Here is a 13,970-nt window from a genome sequence, read left to right as displayed (position 1 = left end):
GTTTAAAGGAAAAAATCCACACGGAAATAGATCGGCGCTTCACGGTCCGTGATCGCGTCCGGTCGTTCCAAAGAGTGTGCAAAGGTCACGCTGGCCGCGACGTTCTTACCGCGCGCAAACAACTCCACCGAATTGCTGCTCATACGCCCATGCTGTTCAGCGTTATAGCGGCCATGGCTGATCACGCCCTGGTCGTAGCCGAGGCTGGTGCCGTATTCAGTGAACACCGGCTGCATCCAGGCCCAGGTGACCGGTCGGCTCCAGCGCAGGTCGTTGCGCCAATAGCCGCCGCTGTCGCCCGCCAGCATTTGGTCTTTGTAGCCACGAATCGACGATTGCCCACCCAGGCTCATGCGCTGTGGGCTGAATAGCACGTCTTCACTGCGCTGGCCGGTCATCAAACTGCTGAAGCTGAGGGACTCGCCCCAGAGCTTGAACGGGTACAGATAGCTCAGCGTGGCGGTGTATTTGCGGTAGCGCGCATCGGCCTGGCCAGGCTTTGGGTGGTGATTGGCCTGGGCGTCGAATGCGCCGATGCCGTTTTGCAGGCCAAGATCAATGTTGAGGAATGAACCACCGATACGCCGACCGTGGTTGATACCCAATTGCGCTTCACTGAGGCGGTTGCTGCTCAAGGCCAGCTTGCTGTCTTCGATGAAGTTGTTGGTACGAAGATAGGCGATGCCAGTGTTCAGAGATGTTTTGCTCAAAGCGTCACGATGAATAACCCGCTCCAGGCGCAACTGGTGATTCTGGCTGTCCCCGGTCTGCTTGAACTTGAAGTTGTTGGCCTGGGCCTGGGAGCGGTACTCACTTTCGATGTAGCTGTACGAGAGGTTCCACCAGCCAAATGGCACGCTGTAGCTGAGCATCGAATTGCGTGAGGTACGTTGATGATCGCTGACGGCATCGTGGCCGCCACGCAGCGAAAGCTGATCGGCCAGGCCGAGCGGGTTATCCCAATCAAGACTGGCGCCCCACTGCTGCTCACCAGTGCTGCGCTGGCCGCCGTTATGCCGCGAAAGCCCCACACGCCAGGGCTTTTGCGGTGTATTTTTGACCAATACATCGCTGCCACCCACCGCCTTGCCCGGCGCCAACTCCATCTGCGCCTGGTTCGACGGCAGGCGATTCAACTGATCGACCATCTGCTCGATTTCGCGCAGATTGAGCAGTTCGCCCTGCTTGCCGGGGAAACTCATGGTCAATTGGCGGTCGGTGATGCCACTGCCTTCGGCGCCCTTGAGGCTTTCCAGCCGGCCTTCGACCACCTGGATCTTGAGGTTGCCGCTGGAAAGGTCCTGCTGAAGCAGGTAGGCACGACTGGTGACCAGGCCTTTGGCCAAATAGCGATCGGTGATGACCTTGAGCAATTCGTTGAGTTGCGGTACGCCAAGGCATTGGCCGATGTAAGTCTTGATAAGACCCGTGCGCTCACCTTCGGTCAGCGCATCGGCACCACCCAGTTCGATGGTTTTGATCGGGAAGCAGCGGCTGTCGACAGGCGCGACCGGCGCAGCAGGCGCCGCCGATTTTCCAGGCAGGTCCTTGAGCTCTTCGATCCGCCGTTGCTGATCCTCAAGCAGGCGGTCCTGGCGATCACGGATCAGGTCGGTGATGCCTGGGGCGTTCTGCGGCGTGGCGGCGTGCGCCCCTCCAACAATACCCAGGCAAAAAAAAGCGGACAGCAGGCTGAACCTGGTCCGACGCAGTAAACGCCACATTCTCTAGATCCCTCTATGTGGCCTTAAGCCACCAATGGAGGGCGATCATAGGATGTCATTTTGATGGCGTCAATTAAGCGTGCAAGTTTGTTTGATCTCTAACACTCGGCGAATCACGCTGAAAAGTATGACTTTTTCGTCTACACACCCATCATCGGCCACGGGCATTCAAGCGTTTATTGCATGACACCCGATTGACCTCAGGAAGAATAAATTTCAGCGCCTTGACTTGTCGGCTGGTGATATCGAGGCATTTGCTGCCTGACCAATTGCGCCTGAACCCCCGCCACCGCATCGAGCACTCTCTGCACCCACTGCTCATCCTGCGGGTCAACCACGACTACACGAAAGCCATGATCATGACCTTCAATGCGCACGCCTTCGGAGTCATCCACGTGCAAATCAATATCGAAAGCCGGCGGGAATTTCGACGGTGTATTGGCCAGCCCGTGCGCACTGAGGGCGTCGTTATGCAGGGTGCTATTCACCACCCCGTCAACGCGGATGCCGTACAGCATCAACCAACGCCTGATATAGGAAGGCGCACGACCGGACGAGGTATAGACCCAGATACTGCAACCCTGGCGCCGCAGCTCCCGGGTCAGTGAACGGGTGCCGATACGCAGCGGCTCGCCCCACCAGCGATGGGCGCAGGCTGGTAGCCAGCTGCTCTCTACGGCGGAGTGATGGAGCTGGCAGGCCAAGGTGTCGTCGATATCAAACGAGATTCGTATGCGCGGGCGCGTGAATGCGCGCGTGGACAGGGCTTGTACGACTCGGCGGGCGGACGTTCGGCATTTGCCCGCGAGTGTTGGATACCAACGCATCAGTGGCCTCCCCCATAGATGGGCTGCGGTGTGTCGCTCAAGAAAAACGCCTTTGGATCAGGTGCCTGTTCCTCCAGGAAAGCCGCGTATTTTTTCTTGATCTTGGGCAATTCATACAACGCCTTGACGCCATGCTTGGCCGAGTTGCGGATCACCGACGACGGGTTGAAGTAGCCCTCGGCATTTTCCAGTGTCAGCACGAACGGCGGCAAACCGGCGCGCATCAGCAGGTAGCTGACGATCAGCGAGCCGCTGCGGTTGTTGCCTTCGATAAACAACTGCGGCTTGCTGAGGATGCGTACATAGACACCCGCCGCCCGCTTCCAGACGGACTCACTGCGATACGCACAATACCAATTGAACAAGTCCTTGATGCCGCCTTCAACGTTGTTGAAGAAGTGCTCCTCGGTCGCGGCCAGGTGCTGGGCGTATTCCACCCGACGTGCCGGGTCTCGACCGCACAGGACCGTGGCGTTGATCTCCAGCATCAGGTTGAGCTGATGAAGATCAAACAGGTCGACACCCCGGGCCACATAGTCGTCAATCAGCGCGTAACCCTCAAGTACATTGAGCAGCACTTCGTCGGTCAAGGGGTCACGCGGCTCGGTAAACTGCGTGCTGAGCTCGGCAAAGCGGCCCTGCACTTTACGCAGGGCGCGTTCAATCGCTGACAAATCAAGACGATGGGTTACAGGCATTGATATTCCCGGGAAGACGTTGGCACAGGTACCGCCTTTATCGAACATGGATGGCTCAGCTGAACTTACCGCTGATGTAATCCTCGGTCATTTTTTCCCGTGGGTTGCCGAACACCTGGGTGGTCGGGCCCATCTCCACCAGGTAGCCGGTGCGCGTACCTTGGGAAATATCCACCGAGAAAAACGCCGTGGTGTCCGCTACGCGGATGGCCTGCTGCATGTTGTGGGTTACCAGGGCGATGGTGTAGTCCTTCTTCAGCTCCACCATCAGTTCTTCGACTCGGCGCGTAGCGATGGGGTCGAGTGCCGAGCAAGGTTCATCGAGCAGCAGCACCTCCGGTTCGGTGGCAATCGCACGGGCTATGCACAAACGTTGCTGCTGGCCGCCGGACAGTGACAGGCCGCTGACCTTGAGCTTGTCCTTGACCTCATCCCACAGCGCCGCGCCTTGCAAGGCGTGCTTGACGCGGTCGCCAAGGTCGCCCTTGTAGCGGTTCAGGCGCAGGCCGAACGCAACGTTGTCGAAGATACTCATGGAAAACGGGTTGGGCTGCTGGAACACCATGCCGATGTAGCGGCGTACCACCACCGGATCGACGCCCTTGCCATATACGTCCTGGCCGAGGAAATGTACATGACCCTCGAAGCGGAAGCCCTTTACCAGGTCGTTCATGCGGTTGAGGCTGCGCAGTACGGTACTTTTGCCGCAGCCCGAGGGGCCGATAAAACCGGTGATCTTGTTTTTCTCAATCGGCACATGGCTGTCACGCACCGCCATGAAGTTGCCGTAGAAGATCCTGTCCAGCTTGCAGTCCATGACCACAGGCGACTGGGTGACAAACGGAGCGGCTACTTGCGCAGTTGATACGTTCAAATTCAGATGCTCCCGTTCTTAATACTTGGGCTTGCCGAAGATACGGCTGACGATATTGACGACCAGCACGATCATTACCAACACCAACGAGGCCGCCCAGGCGAGCTCAAGCTGGTTGTCGAAGGGCATGCCGGAGAAGTTGTAGATCAGCACCGCAAGGGAGGCGGTCGGGTTCATCACCGACAGGTCGCCGTCGTGGAAGATCCAGTAGTTGCTGAACAGCGCGGTGAACAACAGCGGCGCGGTTTCGCCCGCGGCACGGGCCACGGCGAGCATCACGCCGGTGAGGATCGCCGGCAGGCCGGTGGGCAGGATGATTTTCCAGATCACTTGGGAACGGGTGCAGCCCATGCCGTAGGCAGCGTCCTTCATGACCTTGGGCACCATGCGCATCGACTCTTCAGCGGTCAGCACAACGATTGGCAGCATCAGTACCGCCAATGCCACACCACCTGCGGGTGCCGAATAGGTACCGGTAGTCATCACCACCAGCGCATAGGCGAACACACCGGCCAGGATCGACGGCAGGCCCGTGAGCATCTTGGCGGCAAAGCGTGCGGTGTTCGCCAGTTTGCTGTCCGGCCCCAGTTCAGCCAGGAAGATCGCGGCCAGGATGCCGACCGGCACCGCGATGGCGGCGGCGATGCCGACCATCACAAAGGTACCGGCCATCGCGTTGCCGAAACCGCCGCCGGTCTCGAAGCCGGTGGGCGGCAGTTCGGTGAACACTTCCAGGCTCAGGCGTGCGCCGCCACGGGTGATCAGCATGTAGAGCACGGAAATCAGCGGCACACTGGCGAGCAGCGCGCCAAGCCACACCAGCGTGGTTAACACCAGGCTGCGCAGTGCGCGCCCTTCGAACCTGCGCTGCAGGCTCGGCACCGCGGTTATAGGAGACGTGAGGTTCGTCATTGTTTAGTACCCCGCTGGGCGTAGAGCATGATCATGGAGCCGATAACGTTCACCAACAGTGTGATGAACATCAGCACGAGGGCGGCGTACATCAGCACCTCGATCTCGTTGGGCCCGGCTTCGGGGAAGTTCAGTGCCAACAAGGCGGCCAGGGTATTGGCCGGCGCGAACAGCGACAGTGAAATGTTGTTGGCGTTGCCCACCAGCATCGCCAGCGCCATGGTTTCACCCAGTGCGCGGCCAAGGCCGAGTACCAGGGAACCGAAAATACCGGTGGCGGCGGATGGCACCATCACCTTGAGAATCGCTTCCCAGTGGGTGGTGCCCATGCCATAGGCGGCCTGCTTGGTTTTCATCGGCACGCTGGTCAGCGCGTCCTGGGACACGGCGGCAATCGTCGGCAGGATCATGATCGCCAATACCAGCGCCGCCGGCAGCAACCCAGGCCCGCTCAACGAGGTGCCGAAAAACGGTATCCAGCCCAGCTCGCTGTTCAACCAGGTAGTCAATGGTCGAATCGCCGGGATCACCACGTAGATGCCCCACAGGCCGTACACGACGCTGGGGATGGCCGCGAGCAACTCGACGATGGTGCGAAACACGGCGGCCAGTCTCGCCGGCAGGAAATCCTGGGTCAGGAAAATCGCCATGCTGACGCCGAAAACGCCGGCAATCAGCAGCGCGATGAAGGCGCTGTAGAGTGTGCCCCAAATAGCCGGCAAGATGCCGTACTTGCCTTGGTTAACGTCCCAGACACTGCCAAACAACACGTCGAACCCGTGCTTCTCCATGCCTGGAAGGGCCTTGCGTCCCACCTCGAAGACCAGGGCGACGACCAACGCCAGAATCAGTACCACCCCGATTTTCGCAAGCGCACGGAAGGTGCGGTCTACCAGGAAATCCTTTGCCGAGGGTGGTTGGCAAGCAGAGTCCGGGTTAACCGGTACGACGAAAGGTTTGATCATTGGTCAATTCCGGAACAAAGGGGGAAACGCCCCCGGCATGGCTGACAGCACACACCGGAAGCGGCCGCACGGGTATTACTGGATGTTGGCGGAGGCTTTGCGCACCTGATCGACCACCGATTGCGGCAGCGGGATGTAACCCATCGAATCGGCGATTTTCTGCCCTTCGGTCAGGCTGTATTCGACCATTTCGCGCATGGCCTTGGCCTTGGCCGGGTTACCGTTATCCTTGCGGAAGATCATCCAGGTGTAGGAAGTGATCGGGTAGGACTTGGCACCGTCCGGATCCGGCAACCAGGCCACCAGGCTTTCCGGCATCTTCACCGCGGCCAGGGCCTCGGCACCGCTTTCGGCGTTCGGCACCACATACTGGCCGGCCTTGTTCTGCAACTGGGCAAAGTCAACCTTGGCCAGCTTGGCGAAGCCGTATTCGATGTAGCCGATAGCGCCCGGCGTCTGGCGCACGGTGGCGGTCACGCCGTCGTTCTTGGGCGACTTGATGAACTTGTCGCTGGCCGGCCAGTTAACGGTGTTGCCCTCCCCCAGCGCTTGCTTGAACTCAGGGTTAATGGTCGACAGGTGTTTGGTGAAGACCGCCGTGGTGCCGCTGGAGTCGGCACGCACAACCACGGTGATCGGCGTATCGGTCAGCTTCAGGTCCGGGTTGGCGGCCACGATCTGTGGGTCGTTCCACTTGGTGATCTTGCCCAGGAAGATATTGGAGTAAACGTCGCGTGGCAGCTTGAGACCCTTGGGATTGCCCGGCAGATTATAGGCCAGCACGATTTCACCCGCGGTCATCGGCAGCAACTGCACGCCTTCGGCCACCTTGGCGATGTCTTCGTCTTTCATGGCCGAGTCACTGGCGGCGAAATCGACGGTTTTGTTCAGGAAGTCCTGCACACCGGCGCCGCTGCCCTTGGATTGATAATCCACGGTGACGCCCGCGGTCTTCTTGCTGAAATCCTTGAACCAGGTGAGGTAGATCGGTGCAGGGAAGCTGGCGCCGGAACCGGTCAGGCGCACGCTCTCGGCGGCGAAGGTCATGGAGGAGGCACAAAGAGAAACCGTAACGGCCAGTGCTGCAGACTTCATCAAGCTTTTCATTAAAAGGAACTCGTTGTGGTGACGGGCTCCCGAACTGTGCAGCAGGGTTGTTACATTTTTATGAAAATTGAGTGGCAAACCGGGGTTTTGTCCCGGTTTGCCACTACAGCCCTATATTTTTAGTGCATTGGTTAGTAACAAGATGTGACTAAAATGCACGAATCCTCCAGTACCTTACCTTAATGGTAGCCATCGCCAATCCTCACTTTGCCGCGGAATACGTAGTAGCTCCAGCACGTATACATCAGGATGATCGGCAGGATGAACAGCGTGCCAATCAGGATGAACAACTGGCTAGACGGCGGCGATGCAGCGTCCCATAAGCTGATGGATGGCGGCACAATGTTCGGCCAGATACTGAACGCCAGGCCGATATACCCCAGAAATACCAGGACCAGGGTGAACACGAACGGCCAGTGCGAGTGGTGTTGGCGCAAAGTCTTCAACAGCCCCACCAGTGCCAGTACGCCCAGCAGCATCAGGGCACCGAATACCACAATGTGCGCCTGGGCAAACCAGCGCAGGGCGATTTCCGGGTGCAGCCACGGCGTCCACACACACAACACCGTCACCACCGCCATCAGCGCGAAGGCCAGGTAACGGCTGAACAGGCGCATGCGCGATTCGAGCATGCCTTCGGTCTTGACCAGCAACCAGGTACTGCCCAGCAACGCGTAGGCCACCACCAACCCAACCCCGCAGAACAGCGGGAACGGCGACAGCCAATCAAGGTTGCCCCCTGCAAACTGGCGATTTACCACAGGAATGCCGGCGATGTAGGTGCCGATCACCACGCCCTGACAGAAAGTCGCCAGGAACGAGCCGCCGATAAACGCCATGTCCCAGATATGCCGCTTCTGCGGGCTGGCCTTGAAGCGGAATTCAAACGCCACGCCCCGAAAGATCAGCCCGGCCAGCATGAAAATCAACGGCAGGTACAACGCTTCCAGGATCACTGAGTACGCCAGCGGAAACGCCCCATACAACGCCGCGCCGCCCAGCACCAACCACGTTTCGTTACCGTCCCACACCGGGGCCACGGTGTTCATCATCACGTCGCGTTCCTGCTCGTCCGGGATCAGCGGAAACAGGATGCCCAAGCCCAAATCGAAACCATCCATGATCACGTACATCATCACCCCGAAGGCAATGATCACGCCCCAGATCAACGACAGGTCTATACCTTGAATGCCCATGTGCAATCCCCTTGATCAGTTGGTGTGGTCGCCGGACGCGAGCGTCTCGGTGACAGCGGACAGAGGACGGCGCGGTGTGCGTTCCTGACCGGGGCCGCCCTGTGGCGGATGGTCGTGATGGGGCTGCGGGCCCTTGCGCACCAACTTCATCATGTAGCCGATACCCACGGCGAATACCGAGAAGTAGATGAGCACAAACAACCCCAGGGAGATGCTCAGTTGCGTCACGCTGTGATTGGACGCCGCGTCGGCGGTGCGCATCAGCCCGTAGACCACCCACGGCTGGCGCCCTACTTCGGTGGTGATCCAGCCGGCCAGCATGGCGATCAGCCCGGTCGGCCCCATGAACAACACCAGGCGCAGGAACAAGCGATTGCGATACAACGCGCCGTTACGCCGCAAGGCGAAGCCCAGCAAGCCAGTAAGGATCATCAACATGCCCAGTCCGGCCATGATGCGGAAGCTGAAAAAGATAATGGTCGAGTTCGGCCGGTCTTCCTTGGGGAAGCTCTTGAGCGCCGGGATCTGTTTGTCCAGGCTGTGGGTGAGGATCAAGCTCCCCAGGTACGGCACTTCAATTGCAAAGCGGGTCTTCTCGGCCTGCATGTCCGGGATGCCAAACAACACCAGCGGCGTCGCGCCATCGCCGACGTTTTCCCAGTGCCCCTCAATGGCGGCAATTTTCGCCGGCTGATACTCCAGAGTATTAAGGCCATGGGCATCACCCACGATTGCCTGGATCGGCGCCACGATCAGCGCCATCCACATGGCCATCGAGAGCATTTTGCGCACCGCCGGCGTGTCGTTGTTACGCAGCAGGTGCCAGGCCGCCGATGAGCCGACAAAGAACGCAGTGGCAACGAACGCGGCAATCGCCATGTGCGCCAGGCGGAACGGGAATGACGGGTTGAACACGATAGCGAACCAGTCCAGCGGCATCACCCGGCCATCGACGATGGAGAAGCCTTGAGGCGTTTGCATCCAGCTGTTGGACGCCAGGATCCAGAACGTCGAGATCAACGTACCGATGGCGACCATCACCGTGGAAAAGAAGTGCAGGCCCCGCCCTACCCGGTTCCAGCCAAACAGCATGACCCCGAGGAAGCCCGCTTCCAGGAAGAACGCCGTCAGCACCTCATAGGTGAGCAACGGCCCGGTGATGCTGCCGGCAAAGTCCGAGAAGCGGCTCCAGTTGGTGCCGAACTCGTAGGCCATGACCAGGCCCGAGACCACGCCCATGCCAAAGTTGACGGCGAAGATTTTCGCCCAGAAGTGATACAGGTCCTTGTAGACCGCATTGTTGGTTTTCAGCCACAAGCCTTCGAGCACCGCCAGGAAACTGGCCAGGCCGATGGTGATGGCGGGGAAAATAATGTGAAACGAGACCGTGAAGGCGAATTGAATTCGCGCAAGGTCCAGCGCCTGGAGATTTAACATGGCAATACCCTTATGGAAACTTGATGCGCACGCGCACCCAGCCCGGCGTGCCTCAGGCCTGGTGGCCTGAGGCAAACGGATGTGCAGTGATCAGGGAAACCCAGGGCGCCGTACTGGCCGCCCCGGTACGGCTCAAGCGCCGTGGGACTGGATCAGATTGCTGGCCGGCGCGGGTTCAAGCCGGATGGCGATGAACTTCGACGTCGGGGTAAAGGTGCGGTCGCCATAGCTTTCCAGAGGCACCAATGGGTTGGTCTCCGGGTAATAGGCGGCGGCCTGCCCGGCGGGAATGTCATAGGCGATCAAGGTGAAGCCGCTGACCCGACGCTCCCTGCCATCGCCCCACAGCGAGATCATGTCGACTTTCTGCCCTGGCTCGTAGCCCAGCTTGCGGATGTCCTGTTCATTGACGAACACCACATCGCGCATGCCATAGACGCCGCGATAACGGTCATCGAGGCCGTACAGGGTGGTGTTGTACTGATCGTGGGAACGCATGGTCTGCAGGATCAGCTCCGGCTTGACGTCCAGGTTGCGCACGCCTTCGCTGACCAGGTGCGCCGGCAACACGCTGGAGACAAACTGGGCTTTGCCGGTGTCGGTTTTCCAGATGCGTCGCGCTGCGTCGTTGCCCAGGTGGAAACCGCCCGGGTGCAGCAGTTTGGTGTTGAAGTCCTTGAAGCCGGGAATGGTGTCGGCAATCAGGTCGCGGATGCGGCCGTAGTCCGCCACGGTCCACAGCCAGTCAATCGGGTGCTTGCCCAGGGTCGCATTGGCGATCCCGGCGATGATTGCCGGTTCCGAACGCATCAGCGGCGACTTGGGTTTCAGCTGGCCGTGGGAGATGTGCACCATGCTGAAGGTGTCTTCAACGGTCACGCCTTGCGGGCCTTCTGCCTGGATGTCGATATCGGTGCGGCCCAGGCACGGCAGGATCAAGGCTTCGCGACCCGTCACCAAATGGCTGCGGTTGAGCTTGGTAGCGATGTGCACGGTGAGGTCGCACTTGCGCAGTGCCGCGTGGGTGCGCGGGGTGTCCGGCGTGGCTTGGGCAAAATTGCCGCCCAGACCGATGAAGACCTTGGCGCGCCCTTCTTCCATGGCCGCAATCGCCATGACCGTGTTGTGACCATGGCGGCGCGGCACCTTGAAGTCAAAGCGTGCTTCCAATGCGTTGATCAACTCCGGCGGCGCCAGTTCGTTGATGCCCATGGTGCGGTCGCCTTGCACGTTGCTATGACCGCGTACGGGCGACAGCCCCGCCCCTGGCCGGCCGATGTTGCCGCGCAACAGTTGCACGTTGATGATCTCCTGCACGGTCAGCACCGAATGCGTGTGCTGGGTCACGCCCATCGCCCAGCACATGATCACCCGCTTGGCACGTCGATACATGCGTGCGGCCAGCTCGATATCCTCAAGGCTCAGGCCCGATTGCTCGACGATATGCTCCCAGGAAGTCGCGTCCACTTGCGCCAGATAGCGCTCCAGGCCCGAGGTGTGCCGGGCGATGAAATCGCGGTCGAAGACTGCCTCGCCATCGTTCTCCAGGGCTTCACGTTCCCATTTGAGCAGGAACTTGGCGATGCCGCGAAAAGCTGCCATGTCGCCGCCCAAGGCCGGGCGAAAGTACGCCGACGAGGTAGGTTCGGAACCATTGGTGAGCATCTCCAGGGGATGCTGCGGGTGTTGGAAACGCTCCAGCCCACGTTCCTTGAGCGGGTTGAAGCAAATTACCTGGGCACCGCGCTTTACCGCCTCGCGCAGCGGTTCGAGCATACGTGGGTGGTTGGTGCCGGGGTTCTGGCCAATGACGAAAATCGCGTCGGCCTCTTCCAGGTCATCGAAGGTCACTGTGCCTTTGCCCACGCCGACACTGTCGTCCATGCCCAGGCCGCTGGCTTCGTGGCACATGTTCGAACAATCGGGAAAATTATTGGTGCCGTAGGCGCGAACGAACAGTTGGTACAGATAAGCCGCTTCGTTACTGGCGCGGCCCGAGGTATAGAACTCGGCCTGGTCCGGCGATTCCAGCTCGTTGAGGTGCTTGGCGATCAGGGCAAAGGCATCGTCCCAAGAAATTTCGACATAACGGTCAAGGGAGTCGTCATAGCGCATCGGGTGTGTCAGGCGGCCCTGGTATTCGAGCCAATAGTCACTTTGCGCTGCCAGCGACGACACCGTGTATTTGTTGAAGAACGCCGGGTTGACCAGGCGCCCGGTGGCTTCCCAGTTGACCGCCTTGGCGCCGTTCTCGCAGAACTTGACCATACCGCTTTCCGGCGACTCGCCCCAGGCGCAACCGGGGCAGTCGAAACCGCCGTTCTGGTTGGTCTTGAGCATCGCGCGGATGTTCTTGAGCGCGTTTTCACTGCCCAGCCAGTTTTTCGTCACCGCGATCAGCGCGCCCCAACCGGCGGCCGCCCCCTTGTAGGGTTTATAACGCTCAACTTCGCTCATGATGCTTCTCCAGGACTTCACGCATAGGCAGCGCCTAACTTAAAGCCTTTATTGATGGTTATTTTCAGGCATTGCAGAACGCAAACAGTGTTTGCACCGATCTTTCCACGGTCTCGAAATCGGTTTACATATTCAGGCTAGGCCCTGCAAAAACATCTGTCTAATCACAAATAATGACCACGCCATCGACAACATCTATCACCTTTAAAGTGGTTATTTTTCATAGTGATAGGAACTTAAAAAGCCAAAATAAAATCGCTATAGATCCCATCGATCAGTCGGTTGTTAATAGTGATTAGACGCCCTTTTAAAATAATTTTAGCCTTGAATCAAACAAGGCTCTCATCTCTATCGAGCCCTCAAAAACAACGCCATGGCTACGCTCCTATTGAGTCGCTGCCGGAGGTTTCAATGACCGATAAGATCCTGATGGATAGTTTTTCTCGCCGGGTCGACTACCTCAGAATGTCGGTAACCGACCGCTGCGATTTCCGTTGTGTGTATTGCATGGCCGAAGACATGCAGTTCCTGCCGCGCCAGCGCATCCTCACGCTGGAGGAGCTGTATCAACTGGCCGAAAGCTTCGTCACCCTGGGCACGCGCAAAATCCGCCTGACCGGCGGCGAGCCGCTGATTCGCCCCGGTGTGGTTGACCTGTGCCAGCGCATCGCCGCCCTTCCCGGACTGCGCGAGCTGTGCATGACCACTAACGGCTCGCAGCTGGGCAAGCTCGCCGCGCCGTTGTTCGATGCCGGCCTCAAGCGCCTGAATATCAGCCTCGACAGCCTCGACCCCCAGCGCTTTCGCGAACTGACGCGCACCGGCGATCTGGCCAAGGTCATCGCCGGTATCGACGCCGCGAATGCTGCGGGTTTTCAACACACCAAACTCAATTGCGTGGTAATGAAAGGCCGCAACGATCACGAGATCAACGACCTGGTAGCGTTCGCCATCGAACGCGGCGTGGATATCAGCTTTATCGAGGAAATGCCCCTGGGCGTGATCAGCGAACACAGCCGCGCCGAGGCGTTCTACTCCAGCGCACAAGTGCGCGAGCGCATCGCCGAACGTTACACCCTGATCGACTCCGCCGAATCGACCCAGGGCCCTTCACGCTACTGGCGCCTGGCCGAAGCGCCGCATATCCGCCTGGGCTTTATTTCCCCCCACAGCCACAACTTCTGCGGCACCTGCAACCGCGTGCGGCTGACCGTAGAAGGCCGCTTGCTGCTGTGCCTGGGCAACGAGCATTCGGTCGACCTCAAGGAGGTGCTGCGCCGTTACCCGGGTGAGCCGCAACGGTTGGAAAACGCCATCCTTGAGTCGATGAAGATCAAGCCGTACCGACACAACTTCGAGCTCAACGATGACGTGCAGGTGGTGCGTTTCATGAACATGACCGGCGGCTAATCGACCGGCTTTCCCTTTTTTGTATCGAGCTGCCCCGAAGTGCCCCATGCACGAGGGCATTGGCGGTGAACAGCTGTACTGGATGAGCCTCTGCGCACCATTGCAGACGTCAGGCAATTGCTATGCACCCGCGGTGAGACCTGGCAGCAGGTGCTGGGTGAAACCAGCCTGATGTGTGCGCTGAACCAGAAAATTTGTACACCGGAAGCGGTGATCGAAGACTTCGACGAAATTGCATCCTTTCCCCAAGTGACCGGAGGCTGACCCATGCCGGTTCAGGCGCGGAACGAGTTGTTCGACCTTCTACACGACTTGGGTGTGCCGCTGGACCTGTGGGAGGGGGCTTGCTCCCGATGGCGGCCA

Annotated in this window: 11 protein-coding genes and 1 pseudogene; 2 read left to right on the top strand and 10 right to left on the bottom strand. The window is 59.3% G+C overall.

The genetic code is table 11. From position 1 onward, the window contains the following. Nucleotides 1–2 precede the first annotated feature (2 nt). The 10 genes from KVH01_RS26455 to KVH01_RS26410 all read right to left on the bottom strand — a co-directional run bounded on the left by KVH01_RS26455 (nucleotide 3) and on the right by KVH01_RS26410 (nucleotide 12,197). A complete protein-coding gene (locus KVH01_RS26455; RefSeq protein ID WP_217883465.1) occupies nucleotides 3–1,724 on the bottom strand; it encodes a ShlB/FhaC/HecB family hemolysin secretion/activation protein in 1,722 nt (573 codons plus the stop codon). Nucleotides 1,725–1,924: 200 nt separating this feature from the next. After that, entirely contained in the window at nucleotides 1,925–2,551 is a 627-nt protein-coding gene (locus KVH01_RS26450; protein ID WP_217883464.1) for a hypothetical protein, read from the bottom strand. Then, nucleotides 2,551–3,249: a hypothetical protein gene (locus KVH01_RS26445; protein WP_124412359.1), complete on the bottom strand. Its 699-nt coding sequence runs from the start codon at nucleotides 3,247–3,249 to the stop codon at nucleotides 2,551–2,553. Before KVH01_RS26445 ends, KVH01_RS26450 begins: the two co-directional genes overlap by 1 nt. 55 nt (nucleotides 3,250–3,304) lie before the next feature. Next, complete coding sequence (gene pstB, locus KVH01_RS26440) at nucleotides 3,305–4,066, bottom strand: phosphate ABC transporter ATP-binding protein PstB (RefSeq protein ID WP_043047778.1); 762 nt, start codon at nucleotides 4,064–4,066, stop codon at nucleotides 3,305–3,307. Between the two features lie 75 nt (nucleotides 4,067–4,141). Beyond that, entirely contained in the window at nucleotides 4,142–5,035 is an 894-nt protein-coding gene (gene pstA, locus KVH01_RS26435; RefSeq protein ID WP_043047665.1) for a phosphate ABC transporter permease PstA, read from the bottom strand. Next, nucleotides 5,032–6,000 (bottom strand): phosphate ABC transporter permease subunit PstC, encoded by a 969-nt coding sequence (gene pstC / locus KVH01_RS26430; RefSeq protein ID WP_217883463.1) that lies wholly within the window; start codon nucleotides 5,998–6,000, stop codon nucleotides 5,032–5,034. Before pstC ends, pstA begins: the two co-directional genes overlap by 4 nt. A gap of 75 nt (nucleotides 6,001–6,075) precedes the next feature. Further along, a complete protein-coding gene (gene pstS / locus KVH01_RS26425; RefSeq protein ID WP_043047667.1) occupies nucleotides 6,076–7,107 on the bottom strand; it encodes a phosphate ABC transporter substrate-binding protein PstS in 1,032 nt (343 codons plus the stop codon). A 179-nt stretch (nucleotides 7,108–7,286) separates the two neighbouring features. Then, entirely contained in the window at nucleotides 7,287–8,303 is a 1,017-nt protein-coding gene (gene cydB / locus KVH01_RS26420) for a cytochrome d ubiquinol oxidase subunit II (RefSeq protein ID WP_217883462.1), read from the bottom strand. A 15-nt stretch (nucleotides 8,304–8,318) separates the two neighbouring features. Then, complete coding sequence (locus tag KVH01_RS26415; protein WP_217883461.1) at nucleotides 8,319–9,740, bottom strand: cytochrome ubiquinol oxidase subunit I; 1,422 nt, start codon at nucleotides 9,738–9,740, stop codon at nucleotides 8,319–8,321. A 132-nt stretch (nucleotides 9,741–9,872) separates the two neighbouring features. Then, nucleotides 9,873–12,197, bottom strand: coding sequence for an FdhF/YdeP family oxidoreductase (locus KVH01_RS26410; protein ID WP_217883460.1), 2,325 nt, complete (start codon nucleotides 12,195–12,197; stop codon nucleotides 9,873–9,875). A gap of 411 nt (nucleotides 12,198–12,608) precedes the next feature. Here KVH01_RS26410 and moaA point away from each other — a divergent pair, with 411 nt between their 5' ends. Both moaA and KVH01_RS26400 read left to right on the top strand, forming a co-directional pair. Then, the gene (gene moaA, locus KVH01_RS26405; protein ID WP_217883459.1) at nucleotides 12,609–13,607 is read left to right on the top strand and encodes a GTP 3',8-cyclase MoaA; all 999 of its coding nucleotides are present in this window, start codon (nucleotides 12,609–12,611) and stop codon (nucleotides 13,605–13,607) included. A gap of 46 nt (nucleotides 13,608–13,653) precedes the next feature. After that, nucleotides 13,654–13,871: pseudogene (locus KVH01_RS26400) on the top strand (MoaD/ThiS family protein). The last annotated feature ends 99 nt before the right edge of the window (nucleotides 13,872–13,970 follow it).

The sequence above is a fragment of the Pseudomonas khavaziana genome, assembly GCF_019145205.1.
GTDB classification, from domain to species: Bacteria; Pseudomonadota; Gammaproteobacteria; order Pseudomonadales; family Pseudomonadaceae; genus Aquipseudomonas; species Aquipseudomonas khavaziana.
Note: the sequence above shows the minus strand (reverse complement) of the source record. Positions and strands in the feature narration are given on the sequence as shown.

Coding starts and splice junctions, on each gene's coding strand:
- pstB (WP_043047778.1), bottom strand. CDS start 4,066: ATGGACTGCAAGCTGGACAGGATCTTCTACGGCAACTTCATGGCGGTG.
- moaA (WP_217883459.1), top strand. CDS start 12,609: ATGACCGATAAGATCCTGATGGATAGTTTTTCTCGCCGGGTCGACTAC.
- KVH01_RS26450 (WP_217883464.1), bottom strand. CDS start 2,551: ATGCGTTGGTATCCAACACTCGCGGGCAAATGCCGAACGTCCGCCCGC.
- KVH01_RS26455 (WP_217883465.1), bottom strand. CDS start 1,724: ATGTGGCGTTTACTGCGTCGGACCAGGTTCAGCCTGCTGTCCGCTTTT.
- KVH01_RS26410 (WP_217883460.1), bottom strand. CDS start 12,197: ATGAGCGAAGTTGAGCGTTATAAACCCTACAAGGGGGCGGCCGCCGGT.
- pstC (WP_217883463.1), bottom strand. CDS start 6,000: ATGATCAAACCTTTCGTCGTACCGGTTAACCCGGACTCTGCTTGCCAA.
- cydB (WP_217883462.1), bottom strand. CDS start 8,303: ATGGGCATTCAAGGTATAGACCTGTCGTTGATCTGGGGCGTGATCATT.
- KVH01_RS26445 (WP_124412359.1), bottom strand. CDS start 3,249: ATGCCTGTAACCCATCGTCTTGATTTGTCAGCGATTGAACGCGCCCTG.
- KVH01_RS26415 (WP_217883461.1), bottom strand. CDS start 9,740: ATGTTAAATCTCCAGGCGCTGGACCTTGCGCGAATTCAATTCGCCTTC.
- pstA (WP_043047665.1), bottom strand. CDS start 5,035: ATGACGAACCTCACGTCTCCTATAACCGCGGTGCCGAGCCTGCAGCGC.
- pstS (WP_043047667.1), bottom strand. CDS start 7,107: ATGAAAAGCTTGATGAAGTCTGCAGCACTGGCCGTTACGGTTTCTCTT.